The sequence below is a fragment of the Clostridium sp. NkU-1 genome, from assembly GCA_001312405.1.
The window spans coordinates 116399-135846 of sequence record BBDR01000007.1 but is presented as its reverse complement, the minus strand read 5'-3'; the positions used below and the strand labels follow the sequence as shown (position 1 = coordinate 135846).

Sequence of the window (19448 nt, the reverse complement as noted above, 5' to 3'; positions counted from 1 at the left end):
TCCGTTCTGCTCCATCAGAATTTCGTTTATGATTCGATTATAACATTTTCCATTTTCATATGCAATAGAATTATAGGATGTACTCCTTTCATACTTTCAAAGATCCATGTTCCGGTTTTATACAGCCATGAAAAAAGGGGATATTACAGAATCCTGATTCCTGTACTATCCCCTTCTTATGTCTTACGGTTTTATTCTCTGCAGATTAAATCACCATCTTGCCACTATGGTTTCTCCGGCTTTTGCCTCTGCTTCCGGATTAACGGATAAATACTGAACGTATTCTTCAAATTCGCTCTTAATAATGGACACATGAGGCCCATAGATCACCTGAACCCCATTCCCCTTTTTCACAACGCCCTTTGAACCTGTTGATTTGAGAATATCTTCCCGCACTGCGGAAGGATCCGAAAGGGTCAGGCGCAGTCTGGTGGCGCAGCAGTCAATGTCTATAATATTCTCCAACCCTCCAAGACCCTGGAGTATAAAAGCGGACAATGAATCTTCTTTCCCGCCGGAAGCTGCTTTACTGCCGCTTTTATTCTTAAAATCTTCTTTTGAGTACATCCTGATCTCATCTGCATTTTCTTCACGTCCGGGTGTTGCAAGATTGAACTTTAAAATAACAAAACGGAATACAAAATAGTAAAGGACCGCATATCCAGCATAAACGGGAAGAATCATCAGCCAGTTTGTCTTTGCCTGTCCCTGAAGAATCCCGTACAGGGTGAAATCAATCAATCCGCAGGAAAAGGTGATGCCAATGCAAATGTCCAGTACATGCATCAGAACAAAGGAAATTCCTGCAAATACGCAGTGAACAATAAACAATGCCGGCGCAATAAATAAGAATGTAAATTCAATGGGTTCCGTAATACCGGTCAGGAAGGAGGTAAGGGCAGCTGATACCAATAAGCCTCCCACCAACTTTTTATTTTCAGGCTTTGCTGTTGCATACATGGCATAAGCTGCTGCCGGAAGCCCTGCCATCATGACTGCATATTTACCGGTCATAAACCGGCAGGCTTCCACGCTGAATCTGGTCACACTGGGAGAAGCCAGTTCCGCAAAGAATATATTCTGTGCGCCTGCCACGGTCACGCCATCCACAAAGGCAGTTCCCCCAAGTCCTGTCTGCCAGAAGGAATATAGAATACGTGATGAAGGCCAAAGGGAATCAGCGCCCGCTCCATAAATCCAAAAATAAAGGTTCCAAAATAGCCGGAGCCCATGACTACATTACCCACGGCAAAAATGCCCTTCTGAATGATTGGCCATACGGCAAATGCTGCAATCCCCACTGCAATGTGAGCGACCACGCAGATAATGGGCACAAACCGGACCCCGGCAAAAAAGGACAGGGCAGCCGGAAGCTTCTGTTTATAAAACCTGTTATGTAACGCCGCAGTCACAAGACCAACTACAATGCCGCCGAACACGCCCATTTGCAGGGAATCAATTCCGCAGACATTAGCAATGGCTCCATCTAAAACCCCTGCCCCCAAGCTTCCATCGGACAGGATCTGGCCGGTCAGTTTTAACATTGCATTGATTGTAGAGTGCATTACAAAAAAACGAAATGCCGGAAGATAATACTGCCACTGCTTTTTCATTTTTTGCCATGCCAAGGGCCACTGCCATTGCAAAAATCAGCGGCAGATTCCCAAAAATCGTACTGCCCACCTGAGACATGATGATCAGCAGGCCGTTTAAAATGGTCCCCTCTCCCAATAACGCCTGCAAGTGATATGCTTCAATGGTCTTTGCATTTGTAAACGATGCCCCAAGGCCCAGCAGCAAACCTGCAATGGGAAGAATGGATACAGGAAGGAAGAAAGATCTTCCTATCTTCTGCACCACCGCAAACACTCCACTTTCTTTGTTTTTATTCATGGTAAATCCTCCTCATTATATTGTTTATCCCCAGTTTCCGGCTCCTTTGGCCGGAAACACAGAATCAAAAGAAACAGTGAAGGCCTGTGGCAGCCCAAACAACTACCTCTATAAAAATGCCAGGCTTTTCCCCATAAATGCAGATCATATGGTGAATGCTGAAAATACTGATGCTGCCTTCTGTTTAATTTCCTTGTGAAGCAGATCACCTGTCATATCTTAAAATCAGATACGGTATCAATCTTTTGCATCTTAATCCATAGCCAGGAATATCAGTATGTGAAAGCTTTTATTTACGTTTGTAATAAAAATATTTTCTTATGAAATTAATTTTAGCACATTTTTGCTTAATGTCAAGAATATTTTTATGAATGTAATATATATTTCTTTAAATGAAATAATTTTGTATTTCTAGCATAATAATAGTTCTTATTATTATATATTATCAAATATTTAGGAGATATTTTGGCTTTATTTTCTTCAATAAAAAACGCTGCATTTCCTTAGAAATGAGCGTTTTTTTCAGCTTTAATATAAATCCGAAAATTCTTATTTTTCCATTGTGTGCGTAGAATTGTATTTTCTTATGAATGGATTTCCCATGTTCCTTAATGAAGCAATTCGCTGGCTCTGTCCATGGCATATAAATAATTATTTATTGTTTGGGCAATCCTTGCTTTCTTAAAAGACGAAATTGGGGTTGAATTAAAAATCGCAACATACATATCTGACAATTCATTTAAGGAATATTCACTGATAATAGACTCCAACTTGTTATTTTTAAAAATATCAATGACCTCATTTTGTCCATACTTTACCGCTGCCTTCCCAGTCTTTCTCTCCTTTACAGGCTCAGCTTTTTCTTATTGATGCTTCTTAAGGCTGACATAAATAAGTCAACATCTTCCACATGATTATTCAAAAAGTCGGTTCTTTCCTTCTCATCTTCAAAAGAATTAATTCCGTCTATCACCTCTTTTAATTCTTTGATCTGGTTCCTGGTAATACACATATTCATCATCTCCGTTGCTTATATACTGCTCAGTCATGCGTCCTGAATCTCTTCCAGACGCCTGAGAATGCTGTCAGTTAACAGCTCATAATCATTTCTTGCCTTTGATGCTTCACCGATCTCCGTACTTCTAGCAATATCGATGTAATTATTAATCTCTTCCTTAAAAAAATGAATTTCTTCAGCTCTGCAGTTCTTTGTCAAAGTATCCTCTAATTCCTTTGTTGCTGCATTATAATTTACTTGTCCTCTTATAAAAGTACAAAAAACTCCAATCAGTTTGGGTTTCTTTCCAAAATAGTGTTTTGCCAGCATGAAGTCATTGGAATGTACACAGTACATATGATATGTCTCATTTATGGTATTTATGTAGTGTGCCACCCCGTTAGAGCTGATCCCATCTAAAACCGTAGGGATTACATAATAATCGGAAAGAAGAAAAGCAGACCTTGTAATTAAATTATTTGACGGCGGACAATCAATCAGAACAAAATCATAACGATTCTCATCCAGAATGGAATCCAAATAATTTTTTAAAATTGAAAGATATTCCATAGTATCTTCCATTTTAATTGCCAATTCATCTAATCCCATGTGGTCTCTGTAAAATAAACTGGAAGCAATAAAGTCATACTGGAAGTCATCCTTCTTATATACTTGAATGATCTTTCTGTTGAACTTCAATTTCATACTTTTGTATTTTTTTATTGTACTTATATTTAAATCAAAAACATAATTTAAAGTTCTTTCATCCTCCAGATCCTTTAAAACAGCTCCGTTATTTTTAACTAAAATTTCACTTAAAGAACTTTGTGGATCTAAGTCCAATACCAGCACTTTTTTTATCCTTTTTGGCTAAATGCTCTGCAAAGTTTAAAACACTTGTCGTCTTACCAACTCCGCCTTTATAATTTCCCACAAATATTATCTTCGTATCATCGCTCATAAATTATTCCCCCATTTTATTACTATTTACTACATTATACCAAAAAGGCCTATAGGTTGCCACTGTTTTGTTATGATCAATTATATAGAAATGGCAAACCTGACAGTCATGAGCACCCCAACCCTATGCTTAATCAGAAATTCAAAAAAGCCCCCTCCCCAGGCAATCGCATTTCCACCTGAAAAAAGAGCTTTTCTTCTTACCATTCCTTTACCCTGACCGTGGTGATCAGGCCGATCATATCAAGCTCATTCTGCTTCTGGCTGATCAGTTCCAGATTGCTCAATTCGATTTCCTGACTTCTGGCATAAGTCAGGAGGCTGCGCATATTTCTCACGTTGTCCAGCTCCAGATAATCCCACAGGATCCTGGAATTGCTGTATATCTTGCCGTCAATTGCGTGAAGAACCTGGATGGAGCATAAAATCGCCAGAAAGCCCATGATAGCTCCCTTATACTTCATTTAGATCGTTTAATATTTTCAAATTTTCCAAAAACATCTTATTCCCTTAACCCTTAACAGAACCGCTTAAATAATCAGGCTTTAAATATCTTTGCAGTACAAATGTAACCAGTATTACCGGTATGGCCAGAATGGTGGAATAGGCCGCCCGCTCAAATACGCTTCCTCTTGATACATAATAATAGATCATAAGAGGCAGTGTTTTGGAATTGGTGGATAAATACATGGCATAAGTAAATTCATTCCATGCATTCAGCCACACATACATGGCAGCTACCGCAATTCCCTGCATGGCTACGCAGAATCACCTTTTGTATGATCTGGAACTTGCCTGCCCCGTCAATGGCAGCCGCCTCATCAAGGGTAACGGGAATGCCGGAAAAGGAAGAAACTAAAATCCACGCCATAAAAGGGATCTGGCTGATCATATTGGCAAGGATCAATCCCTGTACCGTGTCTGTTAAGTTCATTTTAATGAAAGTGACAGAGATAGGAAGGGCTATGGCCACACTTGGGATCATTCTGGTAAAAAAACAGGGACAGGATGAACAGATACCGGATCTTCTTTGACATTCTGGAAACCACATAGGAAGCCGGAACCACGATCAACAGGGACAGCAAAGTAGTTCCTGTTGAAACCAGCAGGCTGCGTTTTAAGGGTGCCCATAAATTTCCTGCCCGGAACACATTTCCCCAGTGCTCCAGTGTAGGGTTATGGAGCAGCAGGGTGGGATGCTGTGTCAATACCTCAGACTTGATACTGAAAGACACCTTGGCCAAAATATATACCGGGCTTATCATGATAAAACAGATTAAAATCATGGCCCCATAAAACAGTGCTTTTTTCATGCCCTTTTTCATGCTTTGTTCACCTTCTTTTCCCGTTCTGCAAAAAAACATGTACGCCGAAACAACCATGAGGATAATCATCAGCAGCAAAGTGGATGCAACAGCTGAATTCCCAATATTATTATAAGAATACTCCTCATAGGCAATGGTTGCTAGAAATGGGGTGCTCTGTCCCACTAAAACCTTGGGCAGCTCAAAGATCCTTAAAAGATCCACCACCCTGGTTAAAACCGTCATGGTCACCGTTGCTTTTAACTGAGGCATTGTAATGTGGTAAAATTTATCCATGGTCCTGCACCGTCCACGTTGGCAGCCTCATAAAGCTCTCCTGGTATGGCTTCCAGCCCTGCCAGAAAAAGCATTACAACCATTGGCATTACCTTCCAGCTGTCTGCCACTGCGATCACAAGCAGGCTTCGCAGCTTTGTTGCCGTCCAGTCTATGGGAATGGGAGCAGCATTGATGCGGTAAAGCACCTCATTGATATATCCGGAAGTGCTGAACAAATACAGCATGGCCACGCCGGATACCATGGTGGGAACTCCCATTGGAAGGAGTACCAGTGTCCTGGCAAGCCCTTTGCCCACAAAAGTTTTCCGAAGCATGGTTGCAATGAGATACCCCAGGCTCATCTGCAGCATCAGGCCTATGACAGTGATTGCAAGTGTATTGAAAATCGCCTCCCCAAAAATCCCTCTGGTAATTACGCTTTTATAATTATACAGTGACCAGGCAGAGGTAGATTGGTCCTTGAAACTGATTTCAATGGTTTGCATAATCGGAACAATGGTAAAACTGAAAATAAATATAACAAGCGGTAGTACAAGCAGAATATTAAACCCATTTTTCTTTAAAAATTTCTTCAGTTCTCTCTGTGGCTTCACTGACTCATTCATAAAACCATTCCTTTCTGACTGCCGGATTCCTCATTTGCCTCCTGATAAACCAAGGGAATATGCCTGCATATCCAGCTGATTCATCAGGAGGGTTGAAAGACGTTTTTCTTTCAGTCTTCAGCGAAGAAGAGAAGGCGGACCAACACCTGTCTTACTTACTTTTCTGCGCTTTTGCTGCTTCAATCTGATCATGATAACCATTTAAGATTCCCTGTACATCTTCTTTTCCATCAATAACAATGTCCTTAAATGCATCATTGATAGCTTTGTCCACATCTGACCAGTAGGAAACGATAGGTCTTGACTGTGCAAACTTAAGAGCTTCCTGAACATCTTCTACAAACGGTTTCTGCCATTCTTCAATTTCTCCAAAGGCATCGTCCGCGCCGGAGCCCAGCCCAGTTTTGTAAATAAGGCATTCTGAACTTTATCTGACATTAAATACTCTAAAAACTGGATTGCTTCTTCTTTATGAGGCGTTCCGTTTGTAATTCCCATTACCGTTGTTGTTGTAACCTTTGAAATACCTTTAGGACCTTCAAATCCAACATAGGAAACCACCTGGTCTTTGCTCCCGTCCTTTACCACTACATTGGCACAGTACGGCCAGTTGGCGCCATAGTAAATGGATTCCGTGGACAGAAGTTCATTGATCACGTTAAAATCAGCTCTCTTTGATTCCGGAGACAAATAAGGCCACAGCTGCTGAAGGAAGGTAAATGCTTTTACAGAACCTTCATCATTTAACACCAGGGGATCGCCGCCTGCTGAGCGGATAAATTCAATTGCAGTAATGGTAAGGCTGATCCTGAATTTGCCTGGATGGCAACCCGGCCAACGCCTTCTTCTTCATAGAATTTCTTTGCCACATTTAAAAGGTCATCCCATGTCTTAGGCGCTTCCAGCCCATACTTTTCAAACCTGTCCTTGTAATAATAGTTGGTCTGCACATTGGGGCGCAGGGGCACGAACTGTACTTTGCCGTCAAACTGGTAATCAGAATATAAGTTTTCCGGGATTTCCGTTGGAATAGTAATAATTCCTGTCAAATCCTCTGCCAGTCCCTTGTCAATGATGCCGGGAAGATACACGGTGCTTGGTGCAAAGATATCGATATCATGCTTTCCAGCCTGCTTAAGAGCTTCCAGCTTGTTCTCCATGTCCTTGTTTTCCATCTGGATTCCATTGATCTTGATCCCTGTTTCCTCTTCAAACGGCTTGAATACCTCCTCCCGGAACACCTGCCACTCCTCTTCTGCCAGAGGGATGGCAAAATTCAAGGTGACGTTTTCCGCCTTTTTTGCCTTTGTTTCCTCTGCCTTTGCAGTCTCACCCTGGTTTGCCTCAGTGGTTTCCGTCTTCTTTGCTCCTGCCCCGGCACATCCTAACAGTACAAATGATGTTGCTGTCACTGCTGCCACAATTGATGCCAATACTCTTTTGGATTTCATAGTTTGCTCCTCCTCATATGATAAAAGTTTTTTATTAAAATCTCATATGCATTTTCAATAGAATGCACAAAAGAAATTATTCAGGTTTTTTTTCGGCTGTTAAGATATTGATAAAACCGGTTTTCATCCAGATTTAAAATCAGCTCTTCCGGGAATCCAATGTCATTGAGCATTTCCATTGCCAGATCAATTTTCCCTATCTTAGTTGCAAAATGGGCATCCGTTCCTACCACAACAGGAACTCCGTGTTTTTTTGCACAATTTGGCGATAATGGGGCATCTCTCCTTTGAACCTGGCCTTCCAATGGAAGAATGGTTGTTGATCTCTATGAGCTTGTTGTACTTTTTGGCTTCCAGGATCACCTGCTCGTAATCATAAACATAATCATCATTTCCTGAATGCCCCAGAACATCTACATAAGGGTTGTGGATCACATTGATGTACCCTTTTGTATGATCCTCCACTGTTCCCGGCTGGCAGCAGGTGATGTGGTAAGAGGCAATCACCCAGTCCAGCTTCCTTAAAAATTCCTCCGGAATATCCAGGTCTCCGTCAAAGTTCATGATGTTGCTTCCACGCCTTTGATGATCTTAATGCCGTCGATTTCCCCTCCCATTGCACCCTGGTTTCCAAAATGCCATAAATGAGCTCCTCCAGGCATTTCCGGGCCATGATCCGTGATTGCCAGTCCCTTCATCCCATATTTTTTTGCATAGGCCACACCTTCCAGCACGGTGCTGTAGGCATGTCCCGATGCAATGGTATGAAAATGTGTTTCAATTACAGAATACATGTTTCATTTCCCTCCTTTAAAATTGCCTTATTCTTGCAATAAGCTGTTGGGCCCTTATCTCCTCAAACCCCCTGATCACAAAATCAGCATTGGAAAGCACTTTTGCATCTCCGATCCCTACTGCCGGCATTCCAGCTGCTTTTGCCGCCTGGATTCCTGTAAATGCGTCTTCAAACACCACGCATTCTTCCGGTTTTGCACCTGTCTCAGCCGCTCCCTTTAAAAATACTTCAGGATCAGGCTTTGCATTTACCACCTTTGTCCCGTCAATCACCGCGTCAAAGTATGGCTCCAGCTCCAGCCGTTTTAGAATGGTTTCGGCATTCCTGCTCACAGATCCCAGAGCAGTTTTTATCCCCTGTTCCCTACAGTATTCCAAAAACTCTGTAACACCGGGAAGGACTTCATCCTTTCCCATTTTGGTAATATAATCCACATAGTTTTTGTTTTTCTCTTCTGCAAATACAAGCTTTTCCCCGGTTGTATAAATTTTATCAGACAGGCTCAACAGGATTTCTAGGGATTCCATCCGGCTTACGCCCTTAAGCCTTTCGTTATCCTTATGGGTAAAAATGATTCCAAGCCGGTCTGCAAGGGTTTTCCAGGCATAAAAGTGGTATTTGGCTGTATCGCATATCACTCCATCCAGATCAAAAATACATGTTTTTATGGTTCTCATGAGTTCTCCTTCCCTTTACCATGCAAAAGACGTGTTTTGTCCTGGAACCAGATCCACCGGTTCGCCATTGTGAGTTATGGTCAGGCTGCCATTAGATACCATCTGATAGGATACTCCGTTTTTATCCGCCTCCACATTAAGCCTTTGCCCCCGGTATTTTACGGAGAATTCATATCCTTCCAGTCCAGCCGGAAGCAGCGGCTGAAAAGAAAGCATGCCCTCCCAGGCTCTAAGCCCTGCAAAGCCATGGACAATGGACATCCAGGCTCCGGCCATATTGGCCATATGAAGTCCGTCCTTTGTATTCTTCTGCATATCATCAAGATCTGTTCTGATGCATTTCATAAAGTAATCATAAGCCTTGTCCCCATCCCCTGTCTCTGCCGCCATAATGGAAAAAAATGCAGACGGACAAAGAAGAATCGTGAGTTGCCAGCTTTTCATAATAGTCAAAATCCCGTTTCTTTTCCTCCATGGAAAACCGGTTGGCAAGGAAAAACTGTGCCAGCAGCAAATCCGGCTGCTTGCAGACCTGATGCCTGTAAATAAACATGGGATGGTAATGAAGCAGCAGGGGGAAACGATCCTCAGGGATTGTCTTTAATTCCAGCACCTTTTTCTGGAGAAAGGCATCGTCCTGCATATGGATCTGCAGAGTTTTGTCATAGGGTATGTACATCTGGTCTCCGGCTCTTTGAAACTCCTCAAGCTCCTTAAGTTCCAGACCGATCTTTTCAGCGATTTCCTGAAACCTCTTTCCGTTCTTTTCCTTTAAAAGCCCTGCATATTTTACGGCATTCCACATATTTTCCCTTGCCATTAAATTGGTATAGCAGTTATTATTCACAAGGGCCGTATACTCGTCAGGACCTGTGACGCAGTCAATGCAGAACTTTCCGCCTTTTACCGGGGAATAATGCCCCATATCGGTCCAGATCCTGGCGGTTTCCAGAAGAATTTCCAATCCGTATTTTTCTAAGAACTTAAAATCCTCCGTTGCATCTAAGTACCGGACTATGGCAAAGGCAATATCTCCGTTAATATGGTACTGGGCGGAACCTGCGGGAAAATATGCGGAAGACTCTTCTCCGTCAATGCTTCTCCATGAATATAAGGCTCCCTTTTCATGGCCCATAAGCCTGGCCTGTTCTCTGGCCTTATCCAGTATGGTATAGCGGTATTCCAGCATTTTTCTGGCAATGTCATCTTTGGAAAACATGAAAACCGGAGCAATATAAGCTTCTGATTCCCAGAAATAATGCCCTCCATAACCCTCTCCGCTTAAACCCTTTGACGGAATGCTGGTGGCTGAGTCACGTCCCACAGACTGGAGCAGCTGGAATAAACTAAACCGTATGGACTGGGTAAGGGTTTCATTTCCTTTGATTACCACATCTGCAAGGCTCCAAAACTCTTCCATAAAGTCAGCCTGTTCCCGGATCAGCTGTTCAAAGCCTGCCTCTGCAGCAAGAAAAGCCTGCTCCTCTGAAATCTGTTCATAGGAATTTTCAAATTCCCTTTGGCTGGTAACGTAGCTGATATATCTTTGAAGCTTGATGGCTTCATTTTTTTTCCATTTAAGGAATATTCTGTAACCAGCTTGTTATCCTCTGTTTCACACGCAGCATTACCCGCACCTGATATGGTTTCAGTGACCGTACAAGCAAGGGACAGCCGGGATCTTTTTGTGGACTGCTTCATGAACATGGCAGGTTTGCCCAAATGGTTTTTGTGCTTCATCTCTGTGACAGTAAAAGCGCCGTCTCCCAGGCCTTCCTCCACTCTTGGGTCATCTGTTTTTTTCTTCTTTGTACACACGGTTCTCTAAGTAAGTTCTGATGCTGATTCCGCTGGAAAAATTAAGAGGCGTTACGCAGCACTCCCTGCCCGCCACGAATTTGCGCGTCATGCTTACTAAATTCCTGTTTTCTATAAGGACCCTTTTTCCTGTTTTTGTGATCCACAGGATGCGGTTTCTCTCAATTCCGGATCTCATATCCAGCTCTCTGTAATAGGATTCCATCCGGGAATGCTCCGGGTGGAATACCTCCTCATCCACCATGATATCCATCAGCTTTGCATTGCACACATTCAGCATGATCTGCTTGTTTTTAGCAAACCCATAAGCCGACTCCCCATAATGAATCGTGGCTTTTTCAAAAAAACCATTGATAAAAGTACCGGGTTTGCTAAAATCCTCAGAAATCCGCTCACTGCCGTCGCCCCGCATTCCGATAAAGCCATTTGCCAGGGTAAATAAAGATTCCTGAACAGCATTCTGTTTAAGCTCAAATTTCTGTTCTGCAATTTTCCAACTATTGATTTGACTATTCAATTTAATGACCTCCAAAAAACTTGAAACGTTTCATTTTTGACTAAGATTTTTACCTGCGATCAGTCACCGACTTATTTTCAACCAACTGAAAAGGAAGAACCTTATGCACGTTACCCTTCCCTTCCTTCATACAGCACATAAGGATTTTTGCAGCCTCGCTCCCCAACTCATAAAACGGTTGTGAAATACTGCTTATTGTTGGCTCTGAATAATGGATCATCTCGATCCCATCAAATCCAAAAACAGAAACATCCTCTGGTACTCTGATCTGATGCTCAAACAAAGCTTTCACCGCACCGATTGCAACTTCATCGGATACGGCAAATAGTGCGGATATTTTTTTCCCCTCCAGAAGAAAGCGGCTCATATCCTCATACCCTCTCTTAAGCCGGTAACCACCATGCCTTATGAGAGAGGGGTCCGGTTCGATCCCATGCTTTTTCAACGCTTCCAGATAGCCTCTTAAACGGGGCTCACCCGCATTAGGATCCTCTTTTTCCCCTGCCAGCATAAGAATTTGTTTGTGGCCCTTCCGGCATAGATAATCAACTGCTGAATAAGCGGCCTCCACGTTATCAATGGTAACGCTTGAAAAAGCCGGATCCTCATAATTAGTCATGATAAATACAACCGGTATCCTGCTCTCTTTCAACCGGTCTGCAATTTCTTCCCCAACAGTATTTCCAATGTACAGGATTCCATCTACTTTATTCCTTACAAAGGTTTCAATCGCCTGCTCTTCGATCTTCATCTCCAGGGCAGTCTGATAAATGATGCCATTGTAGCCTTCCTGCCTGTTAAAATCTTCAATCCCTTTTACCACCTTACTGATAACAGGGCTTGATATATCCGGAATCATAATTCCCACCGTATTGGTGGAATTAACCTTAAGACTTCTGGCGATTTCGTTAGGAGTATAATTCAATTCCTTAACCGCTGCTTCTACACGGGCCTGAAGGTCCGGTTTTACGTATATATGATTCAGTACCTTTGATGCCGTTCCCAGACTGACTTGGGCTAGCTTTGCAACATCCTTCAAGTTATATGTCTTTTTCATACAATATCTCCATACTTGAAACGTTATAAATAATATATATTACAACTATACAGTTGTCCATTGATTAATTATCCATATTATGCACTACTTTTTTGTCTATTTTTTACATATTTCTACTTTTTTTTCCAGAATAAATTGTGGATCTAATAGCAGCTTGTAACGGAGAACTGCCGCTCCCTCTTCCGCCAAAGCTTATGCTCTTAGTATCATTCTTGAACCGTGAATTTATAAATAGGTTCAAATAGCTTTTATGGCTGACAAAGGTCATAAGGGGCATCCCATCCAGCTGCAGGCTGAAGATCAGTAGAAATTGCCCTTTTAAAAGCAAAAGGGTGTGGTTCATTTCCTTTGTGACTTTCCATAAATTCAAATCCACATACTCCTGTGCCCTGACAATGGCAGAAAGAAGGTCAGTGTTACTATCGCTGGCTGACGCCTCAATGGCAGACATATCAAAAAAAGTGGTTAAATAAAGCTCTTTCCCCCTTCCGTGAGCCTGATATTTTTATCCTTTGGAAAATATCGGAATAAGACCGGTCAAAAAAAGGAATGGTGCTGTAAAACTCCAGGGGAATCTCATGATTGCCCATATTTCCATTGTTCTCCTCATCAAAATCTTTATCAAAAGCATATTCTATGGCATAGGCCAGAATCAATTCCAGCTCATATCTGGAGCTGAAATCATATAGGACCGGAAAGATGTGCATAAATTTTAAATAACATCCGCGGCCATACAAGGCGGCAGCGGCGGGGGCGGCGGTCCAAAGGTGCCCTCCAGGCCAGACACACCTGCTGAACCTTTTCCGGCAGGATCCACAGTCAACGTAGAGGGCACCACTCCTACCGGCAGCATGGAAGAAAAAAAACCTGATGAATTGGTCGACATAGGCGGCAATGTTCCCAAGGGAACCAGATACGGAAGAAACGGCCTGCCAAGAACCGGGGACAATATATCCGGCAATATGGTTATTTACTGCCTGCTTTGTATCTCGGCATTTCTAGGTATGACAGCTTCTATAAGCGTACTGCGGAGAAAACATACTGACAAATAATTGTTGAATTATTTGTAAAGAGTGAGCTGTACTGCAAGATTCAAAACTAAACATGAAACAGATAGGGATGCCGCAAAGCCAACTCGCGTTAGCTTTACGGCATCCCCGTTCTTTTTGAAAAGAACCTGGATCCGCTTACTGGTATGCGTCTTATCCTCTGCGTGCTTCCCACCTGCCCGGCAAAGTATGTATAGTCATTGATCTTGTGGACGCCGGTGCCTCCATGCATGTTAATAGGAAGCCAAAAAAACAATACTTTTCCGCACATTTATTACTAATACAATAAAATATATGACCATTATCATGTGTCCATTGTACAATATTTCAAAAATCAAATTACTTTTATCCCATGTCCAAATTTTTAAAAAAGAATGTTTTAAAATTTAACCCAAATACTTTTTATTATCTATCAAAATAAATTTAATCCCCAAATTTTACACTCTTTTTCTTTAGATTGACAAACAATAATTATGTATTATATAATGAACAATGTCGATATTTGTCTAAAAATGGATGGCAGGTTTTTGGTAAAATTTCTGCCTTGGGATGTTCACAAAATATTGGTTCATATTGTATACCGAAAACGGGGCTTCAGACGTTGTATGTATACACCAGTTCGTGTTTTGAGGAACATGACAAACCAAATGGAAACAATCATACATAAGGAAACTAATGAAAAACTAGGAGGTATCAGTATGAAGAAATTCAACGACTACAGCATCACTAAAAAAATTGCTTACAGCCTTTCTCAGCATGGCACTCATTATGCTTTTGATCGGCGTCACAGGCGTTTTGGGCATGGCCCGGATCAACAGGTTGGACACCTTTTTGTACAAAGAGCAGACGGTTCCCATGAAAGACTTAATCATTGCCACCAAAAATCTGTACCAGCTTCGTGCAGATGCCAACGCAATGGTCATCCATGCCGGCAACACCACGGAACTGGAAGCCCTGGAGAAAAGCTATATGGAAGCAAAGAACAACTTTCTTACCAGTCTGCCGAGTACCGGACAAGCATCAAAAATATAGAAGCCCTCACTTTAATTGATGAGGCGACCCAGTTATTTAATGATTCCTTTGATCCCTCCATCCAAAAATGCTTAAACGTAGCCAAACAGGGATCCAAAGACACAGCATTGCATGCTTTTGATAATGAGAAGGACAACATCCAAAAGATATTTGATAATTATGACAAGATGGTGGATGTCCGGATGAGGGTTGCCAGCGAGAGCAGTAAAACCAACGACTCTACCGCAATCAGCCTGACCATTACTCTTTGCGTCATCTTTTTAGCAGGAACAGCCATTGCCATATACTTTGGATTAAGAATTTCCCGCATGATCAGCCTGCCTATCGGGCAGATCGTAAAGGCTGCCGACAAAATCGCTCTTGGACATGTGGATGTTGACTTAAAGGATATAAACTCCAAGGACGAAACCGGTCAGCTTGCCGCTGCCTTTACCTCCATGCTGTCTGGCATCCGGGATCAGGTTCTCATTGCCGAAAAAATCAGCAATGGAGATTTTACACAGGAAGTTCCTCTGCGTTCCGAGGAAGATGTACTTGGTCTGGCACTTCGCAAAATTGAAAAGGATCTCAACCGGACCCTGCTTCTTATTAGCACGGCAGCCGAACAGGTCAATAGCGGCGCAGGTCAGGTATCCTCCGCAGCACAGGCACTGGCTTCCGGTTCTACCGAACAGGCCGCAACCGTGGAAGAGCTTAACGCCGCCATTACAACCGTATCAAGACAGGCAAGCCAAAATGCAGACAATGTCCGTCTGGCATATAAATACGTAGAACAAAACGGAGCCGGAGTCAACGAAAGCAATACACGCATGCAAAGCCTGAATGCTTCTATGAATAAGATCAACTCAGCTTCCGAAGAAATTTCCAACATCACGAAGGTGATTGAGGACATCGCCTTCCAGACGAATATTCTTGCCTTAAATGCCGCCATTGAAGCCGCCCGTGCCGGCAGCGCCGGAAAGGGATTCGCAGTGGTAGCTGATGAAGTGAGGAACCTTGCAACCAAATCAGCGGAAGCGGCAAAAGAAACGGCAAACCTTATCGTCCATTCCGTTGAAGCCGTTACAGAAGGCAGGCAAATGGCAGCCGATACTGCAAGAATCCTTAAGGAAGTAGAGGAAAAATCAAGGTTTGTGGAACAGGCGATACAGGAAATTGAAGCAGCTTCTTCCGAACAGGTCATGGCAATCGACCAGATCAACCAGGGCCTGTCACAGGTATCTGCTGTAATACAGACAAACGCAGCAACTGCAGAAGAAAGCTCCGCTTCCAGCGAAGAGCTGGCCGCCCAGTCCGAGACACTGCAGCAGGAAGTTGGAAAATTCAAGTTAAACGGAGAGCAGGCGGATTTTCATAAAGAATACGTTCCTTCCTTTGAGAGCGCAGAACCGGAATATTATACCGGAACAGCAACAGCCTATGATTATTCCGGCAAGTATTGATTGAACGAGACATTCTAAGATTACATAGGACCGTTCTAACGTAGTCCAGCACAAATAGTATACAAAAAATGAGCCTTGATTGGTGATATGCTACCCTTATATGGAACAATGAAATATAAAAGTCCTATATAGGGGGAGCGTATCAGCTTTCAAAGCTCATTTTTTATGTTTAAATTTATTTTATAGGGTACACTGGCAATGCAGATTTATTACGGAACAGCCTCTTACAGCTCTTGCTCATAAGCCGTATCAAACCACTCCAGCATAGCTCATGCCACTCCTCCCATGCCTTTTGCCGCTCTTTTTTTCAGTTCCTCATAACGGCCGGATTCTTCCCGCTTACCTTCCTTCCAGAAGTTTTCTGATTCCAGCCACCTTTCCTTTATCTCCTCCATGGCAGCAGTCAATTCCATCACCTTATCCCTTGCCGGCAAGAGCCGTTCCAGAACCAGTCCAAGCTTCCAATCCAAATAGGCTTCTTCCACCGGTATCTCTCTCAGCCTGTGTTTTTCTGCCTTGGGGACTGCCCGTATTCCTGCGATCAGAGCCTGCTCCTCTGCCCTTATCTGAGCCGCAAGCCCTTCTCCATTCTCTGCTCTTTTGCTCCGCTCCAGATAATGCTCATAACCGAATGGATAGTAAAAGGCGGACTGGTTCTCAAAGATGAGAACTGATTCTGCCACCCGGCTTAAAAAATAACGGTCATGGGATACAAATAAAATGGTGCCCGTATAAGCCCGGAATGCGGATTCCAGGGTTTCCTTTGCCCTGATATCCATGTGGTTGGTGGGTTCATCCAGAATCAGAAAATTGGGCCTGCTCTGCAAAAGCTCTGCCAGGACAAGCCTTGCCTTTTCTCCTCCTGACAGGAGGCTGACCCGTTTTTCAGCCTCTTTTCCTCCAAACAGGTATGCCCCCAAAATACTCCGCACTTCTTTTTCTGTCAGGGAGGGAAACAGATCATGGAAATGCCGGGCAACGGATTTATTGGAATCAATTTCCGAAGAATGCTGGTCAAAATATCCCATGGTAATCTGGTTTCCCAGGGAATGCTCCCCGGAGACCGGAGGAATAAGTCCTGCCACTGTTTTCAAAAAGGTGCTTTTTCCTGCTCCGTTTGGGCCAAGGATCCCGATCTTCTGCCCCCTGCGGATCCTTATGGTCAGCTCCATAAGGGGATGGTCATAACCGATCTTCAAATGTTCCGCTTCAAAAACCCATTTACTGCCTAAGAAAGCAGGTTCTAGAGGCCCTGTAAACATGTGGATATCTTCTTCCACCGGCTTCACTGCCTGGCCCATCCGATCGATTGCCTTTCTTTTTGCCCTGGCAAATGCGGCCTTGCGGGGCTTATTCTTAAACCGTTCCACCAGATCATTTAAGCGTTTGATCTCTTCCTGCTGCCGTTCATAAGCTTTTGTCTGTATTCTGACCGCCTTTCTTTTTTTCTTCCCGGTAATGGGTGTAGTTTCCCGGGTACCGGGTAAGCTTCCTGCCCGACAGCTCATATACCACTGATGCCGTCTGGTCCAGAAAAAAGCGGTCATGGGATACCATTACCACTGATTTTTCATACTGCTTCATATACTGCTCCAGCCATTCCGCTGCCTGGATATCCAGATGATTGGTAGGCTCGTCTAAAAGCAGGATATCCGGTTTTAACAGCAGGTGATGGATAAGGGCGATCTTTGTCTGCTCTCCGCCGGAAAACTGGGAAATCCTTTTCCTCTTATCTTCCTTTGTAAATCCAAACCCGGTAAACAGCGTATCATATTCCCGTTCATACTCAAACCGCTCTGGGGCAAAGGAATCCCCAAACGGACAGGAGGACAGCAGTTCTTCCTCCACTGTCCTGTCCTTATCCTCAAATGCCTGCTGTTTTAAGTATCCTATGGTCAGTTTTCTGGAACTGGTGATTCCAGGGCCTTCCCGCTTATCATCCCGGTCCAGCTCCAATTCTCCGGCTATCAGCCTTAAAAGTGTGGTTTTTCCGGCTCCGTTGTTTCCTACCACAGCGATCTTTTCCTTGCCGTGTATTTCAAAATCAATATGTGACAGGATCATGCTGCCTCCGGCAGTGACTGTCCCATCCTTTATCTGATACAACATTTTCAAATTTTCCTGTTCTCAAAATCAAGCGGATATTCGCAATCCGCTTCTCTGCCTGCTCATAACCAAATAGCAGCTACCGCTGCTTGATTCGGTTAAATTTTATTCCTGCCCCAATTTCTCATGAGCTATAAGGAATCATGGACCTTAGCCCGGGCACTTCTGTCCCTGACAGACTGGAAGACCGGTACCAGGAAGGTGGCAATAAGGCCTCCTGCAAAGCCATTGTTATAAAGATTCATGCCGCCGTAAACAATGCCTACATTAAGGGCTGCGGCAGAATGAAGAAATCCTGCTATAACACCCGCTATAACGCCGAACTCACCGGCAATCGGTGCAAGGGTCGTGGACAATAATAGGGCCAGAAGGCACTTGGATCCGTAATGCTCCAGTTCTGGACAGCCCCTCCGAGAATAACCCCCATCATGACGGGGAAAATGTTTCGGAGATGCTTTCCTGTTGCGCTGAAGCCCACAATGGTAAATATCCCTCCAATGGTAGGTCCGTTTAAAGCTCCTCCCAACATAACAAGGATCAGCGTTGCTGCAATACCGTTAATCCCCATATTCAGGAGAGCAGGCCCAAATCCCTCACTTTTTACGTAATCGGTCCCGCTGATGCCGTAGGTCTTCAGTATGTTCAGATAACGCTTTCCAACATCCTTTGACAGCATAAATGCAAAAATTATCATACCAAAGAATAAGAACAAAAGCAACCTTGCAAAAAGCCAATTATCCCCCTGATACCAGAGCAGCCTTTCCTCTATGGAAATTCCAAAGGATTTCAGAAGGGAGACTATGACCGTGGCAATAATGCCTGCGGAAAATCCCACATTATAAAGAGAATACCCCTTGTGGGCATAGTGGGTATGAGTGGATAAGGGCGGAAGCACAAATCCAATGCTCAGACCAACAAAAATGCTCAGAATCAGCCTGGGCACCAGATGCAGATTACCGATCTGCATGATCTGAGTGATGATCGGGGACAAAGAAGTCCCGTAAAAGCCAACATAAATATAACGTGTAATGGAAGTTTTGTGATAATAAGAATACAGGCAAATGCCCAACATGATAGCCATATGTTCATAATATTTTTCCCGAACAGGAAAAACCAAACATAAGAAAGCATGAAGTTATAGTATGGCCGCTCATCTCCATACCAAGAAAATAGACAATTGCAATACTTAATAAGGTTAATAAACCCGCGTTTACAAAAGCAGCTCCTACGCCGCCAATAGCAAAATAATCCGTAATCAGGAAATCTGGCTCCCTGACAATCGTAATAATACCCCTCCAGATTCCATCAAACGGCTGCAGAAAAAAAGCCTGCAACAATAAAATAAATCGGCACCAGGGCAAGAATTTGGAATTTCGTCCGCCTGGACAGCGGTCCGCAATTTCTCACTTTAAGTGAAAGTTGTCCTGTCATGTGTCGTTCCTTT

32 protein-coding genes are annotated in these 19448 nt (G+C 43.3%); 3 read left to right on the top strand and 29 right to left on the bottom strand.

The window, feature by feature from the left end:
* Positions 1 to 210: 210 nt before the first annotated feature.
* The 24 genes from JCM10519_RS29640 to JCM10519_RS12790 form a co-directional block, all read right to left on the bottom strand.
* Positions 211 to 1110 (bottom strand): PTS transporter subunit EIIC, encoded by a 900-nt coding sequence (locus tag JCM10519_RS29640; RefSeq protein ID WP_347844094.1) that lies wholly within the window; start codon positions 1108 to 1110, stop codon positions 211 to 213.
* Positions 1098 to 1544, bottom strand: a complete 447-nt coding sequence (locus tag JCM10519_RS29635; RefSeq protein ID WP_347844093.1) for a PTS transporter subunit EIIC — start codon at positions 1542 to 1544, stop codon at positions 1098 to 1100. The genes JCM10519_RS29640 and JCM10519_RS29635 overlap by 13 nt, the downstream gene beginning before the upstream one ends.
* Complete coding sequence (locus JCM10519_RS29630; protein WP_347844092.1) at positions 1471 to 1893, bottom strand: PTS transporter subunit EIIC; 423 nt, start codon at positions 1891 to 1893, stop codon at positions 1471 to 1473. The genes JCM10519_RS29635 and JCM10519_RS29630 overlap by 74 nt, the downstream gene beginning before the upstream one ends.
* 844 nt (positions 1894 to 2737) lie before the next feature.
* Positions 2738 to 2905, bottom strand: coding sequence for a hypothetical protein (locus JCM10519_RS29625; protein WP_347844091.1), 168 nt, complete (start codon positions 2903 to 2905; stop codon positions 2738 to 2740).
* A gap of 33 nt (positions 2906 to 2938) precedes the next feature.
* Positions 2939 to 3742 carry an AAA family ATPase gene (locus JCM10519_RS12860; RefSeq protein WP_054739630.1) on the bottom strand — a complete coding sequence of 268 codons (804 nt, stop codon included), beginning with the start codon at positions 3740 to 3742 and terminating at the stop codon, positions 2939 to 2941.
* On the bottom strand, positions 3702 to 3851 hold the full coding sequence (locus JCM10519_RS29620; RefSeq protein ID WP_347844090.1) for an AAA family ATPase: 150 nt from the start codon (positions 3849 to 3851) through the stop codon (positions 3702 to 3704). The genes JCM10519_RS12860 and JCM10519_RS29620 overlap by 41 nt, the downstream gene beginning before the upstream one ends.
* A gap of 199 nt (positions 3852 to 4050) precedes the next feature.
* Positions 4051 to 4293, bottom strand: coding sequence for a hypothetical protein (locus tag JCM10519_RS12855; protein ID WP_347844089.1), 243 nt, complete (start codon positions 4291 to 4293; stop codon positions 4051 to 4053).
* Positions 4294 to 4360: 67 nt separating this feature from the next.
* Entirely contained in the window at positions 4361 to 4606 is a 246-nt protein-coding gene (locus JCM10519_RS29615; RefSeq protein WP_347844142.1) for a hypothetical protein, read from the bottom strand.
* Positions 4554 to 4835 carry an ABC transporter permease subunit gene (locus JCM10519_RS29610; protein ID WP_347844088.1) on the bottom strand — a complete coding sequence of 94 codons (282 nt, stop codon included), beginning with the start codon at positions 4833 to 4835 and terminating at the stop codon, positions 4554 to 4556. Before JCM10519_RS29610 ends, JCM10519_RS29615 begins: the two co-directional genes overlap by 53 nt.
* Positions 4786 to 5451 carry a hypothetical protein gene (locus tag JCM10519_RS29605; RefSeq protein ID WP_347844087.1) on the bottom strand — a complete coding sequence of 222 codons (666 nt, stop codon included), beginning with the start codon at positions 5449 to 5451 and terminating at the stop codon, positions 4786 to 4788. Before JCM10519_RS29605 ends, JCM10519_RS29610 begins: the two co-directional genes overlap by 50 nt.
* The gene (locus JCM10519_RS12845; protein ID WP_347844086.1) at positions 5415 to 6059 is read right to left on the bottom strand and encodes a sugar ABC transporter permease; all 645 of its coding nucleotides are present in this window, start codon (positions 6057 to 6059) and stop codon (positions 5415 to 5417) included. The genes JCM10519_RS29605 and JCM10519_RS12845 overlap by 37 nt, the downstream gene beginning before the upstream one ends.
* Before the next feature lie 151 nt (positions 6060 to 6210).
* On the bottom strand, positions 6211 to 6333 hold the full coding sequence (locus JCM10519_RS29600) for a hypothetical protein (protein WP_347844085.1): 123 nt from the start codon (positions 6331 to 6333) through the stop codon (positions 6211 to 6213).
* Between the two features lie 62 nt (positions 6334 to 6395).
* Positions 6396 to 6809 carry an extracellular solute-binding protein gene (locus JCM10519_RS12840; RefSeq protein ID WP_054739626.1) on the bottom strand — a complete coding sequence of 138 codons (414 nt, stop codon included), beginning with the start codon at positions 6807 to 6809 and terminating at the stop codon, positions 6396 to 6398.
* On the bottom strand, positions 6803 to 7510 hold the full coding sequence (locus JCM10519_RS12835) for an extracellular solute-binding protein (RefSeq protein ID WP_054739624.1): 708 nt from the start codon (positions 7508 to 7510) through the stop codon (positions 6803 to 6805). Before JCM10519_RS12835 ends, JCM10519_RS12840 begins: the two co-directional genes overlap by 7 nt.
* Positions 7511 to 7590: 80 nt before the next feature.
* Complete coding sequence (locus JCM10519_RS29595) at positions 7591 to 7743, bottom strand: hypothetical protein (RefSeq protein WP_347844084.1); 153 nt, start codon at positions 7741 to 7743, stop codon at positions 7591 to 7593.
* Complete coding sequence (locus JCM10519_RS29590; protein ID WP_347844083.1) at positions 7712 to 8074, bottom strand: hypothetical protein; 363 nt, start codon at positions 8072 to 8074, stop codon at positions 7712 to 7714. The genes JCM10519_RS29595 and JCM10519_RS29590 overlap by 32 nt, the downstream gene beginning before the upstream one ends.
* Complete coding sequence (locus JCM10519_RS29585) at positions 8071 to 8304, bottom strand: PHP domain-containing protein (RefSeq protein WP_347844082.1); 234 nt, start codon at positions 8302 to 8304, stop codon at positions 8071 to 8073. The genes JCM10519_RS29590 and JCM10519_RS29585 overlap by 4 nt, the downstream gene beginning before the upstream one ends.
* A gap of 16 nt (positions 8305 to 8320) precedes the next feature.
* Positions 8321 to 8983, bottom strand: a complete 663-nt coding sequence (gene pgmB / locus JCM10519_RS12825; protein WP_054739622.1) for a beta-phosphoglucomutase — start codon at positions 8981 to 8983, stop codon at positions 8321 to 8323.
* Between the two features lie 15 nt (positions 8984 to 8998).
* Entirely contained in the window at positions 8999 to 9373 is a 375-nt protein-coding gene (locus JCM10519_RS12820) for a glycosyl hydrolase family 65 protein (protein ID WP_347844081.1), read from the bottom strand.
* Positions 9336 to 10403: a hypothetical protein gene (locus JCM10519_RS12815; protein ID WP_054739619.1), complete on the bottom strand. Its 1068-nt coding sequence runs from the start codon at positions 10401 to 10403 to the stop codon at positions 9336 to 9338. The genes JCM10519_RS12820 and JCM10519_RS12815 overlap by 38 nt, the downstream gene beginning before the upstream one ends.
* 20 nt (positions 10404 to 10423) lie before the next feature.
* Positions 10424 to 10801, bottom strand: coding sequence for a hypothetical protein (locus tag JCM10519_RS12810; RefSeq protein ID WP_054739617.1), 378 nt, complete (start codon positions 10799 to 10801; stop codon positions 10424 to 10426).
* Positions 10773 to 11318: a hypothetical protein gene (locus JCM10519_RS12805; protein ID WP_054739615.1), complete on the bottom strand. Its 546-nt coding sequence runs from the start codon at positions 11316 to 11318 to the stop codon at positions 10773 to 10775. Before JCM10519_RS12805 ends, JCM10519_RS12810 begins: the two co-directional genes overlap by 29 nt.
* Before the next feature lie 49 nt (positions 11319 to 11367).
* On the bottom strand, positions 11368 to 12375 hold the full coding sequence (locus tag JCM10519_RS12800; protein WP_054739613.1) for a substrate-binding domain-containing protein: 1008 nt from the start codon (positions 12373 to 12375) through the stop codon (positions 11368 to 11370).
* A gap of 452 nt (positions 12376 to 12827) precedes the next feature.
* Positions 12828 to 13082: a hypothetical protein gene (locus JCM10519_RS12790; RefSeq protein ID WP_347844080.1), complete on the bottom strand. Its 255-nt coding sequence runs from the start codon at positions 13080 to 13082 to the stop codon at positions 12828 to 12830.
* Between the two features lie 60 nt (positions 13083 to 13142).
* Between JCM10519_RS12790 and JCM10519_RS12785 the strand changes: the two genes are divergently transcribed.
* The 3 genes from JCM10519_RS12785 (at position 13143) to JCM10519_RS12780 (ending at position 15898) form a co-directional block, all read left to right on the top strand.
* A complete protein-coding gene (locus JCM10519_RS12785) occupies positions 13143 to 13427 on the top strand; it encodes a hypothetical protein (RefSeq protein WP_054739607.1) in 285 nt (94 codons plus the stop codon).
* Positions 13428 to 14180: 753 nt separating this feature from the next.
* A complete protein-coding gene (locus JCM10519_RS29580; RefSeq protein WP_347844079.1) occupies positions 14181 to 14456 on the top strand; it encodes an MCP four helix bundle domain-containing protein in 276 nt (91 codons plus the stop codon).
* Positions 14457 to 14638: 182 nt separating this feature from the next.
* Complete coding sequence (locus JCM10519_RS12780; RefSeq protein ID WP_347844078.1) at positions 14639 to 15898, top strand: methyl-accepting chemotaxis protein; 1260 nt, start codon at positions 14639 to 14641, stop codon at positions 15896 to 15898.
* Positions 15899 to 16167: 269 nt separating this feature from the next.
* Here JCM10519_RS12780 and JCM10519_RS29575 read toward each other — a convergent pair whose 3' ends face one another.
* From JCM10519_RS29575 to JCM10519_RS29555, 5 genes are all read right to left on the bottom strand, one after another.
* Positions 16168 to 17406, bottom strand: coding sequence for an ATP-binding cassette domain-containing protein (locus tag JCM10519_RS29575; protein WP_347844077.1), 1239 nt, complete (start codon positions 17404 to 17406; stop codon positions 16168 to 16170).
* Positions 17306 to 18007, bottom strand: a complete 702-nt coding sequence (locus JCM10519_RS29570; protein ID WP_347844076.1) for an ATP-binding cassette domain-containing protein — start codon at positions 18005 to 18007, stop codon at positions 17306 to 17308. The genes JCM10519_RS29575 and JCM10519_RS29570 overlap by 101 nt, the downstream gene beginning before the upstream one ends.
* A gap of 128 nt (positions 18008 to 18135) precedes the next feature.
* On the bottom strand, positions 18136 to 18360 hold the full coding sequence (locus JCM10519_RS29565) for a DUF1576 domain-containing protein (protein ID WP_347844075.1): 225 nt from the start codon (positions 18358 to 18360) through the stop codon (positions 18136 to 18138).
* The gene (locus tag JCM10519_RS29560; protein ID WP_347844074.1) at positions 18315 to 19085 is read right to left on the bottom strand and encodes a DUF1576 domain-containing protein; all 771 of its coding nucleotides are present in this window, start codon (positions 19083 to 19085) and stop codon (positions 18315 to 18317) included. The genes JCM10519_RS29565 and JCM10519_RS29560 overlap by 46 nt, the downstream gene beginning before the upstream one ends.
* 4 nt (positions 19086 to 19089) lie before the next feature.
* Complete coding sequence (locus JCM10519_RS29555; RefSeq protein ID WP_347844073.1) at positions 19090 to 19338, bottom strand: DUF1576 domain-containing protein; 249 nt, start codon at positions 19336 to 19338, stop codon at positions 19090 to 19092.
* Between the last annotated feature and the right edge of the window lie 110 nt (positions 19339 to 19448).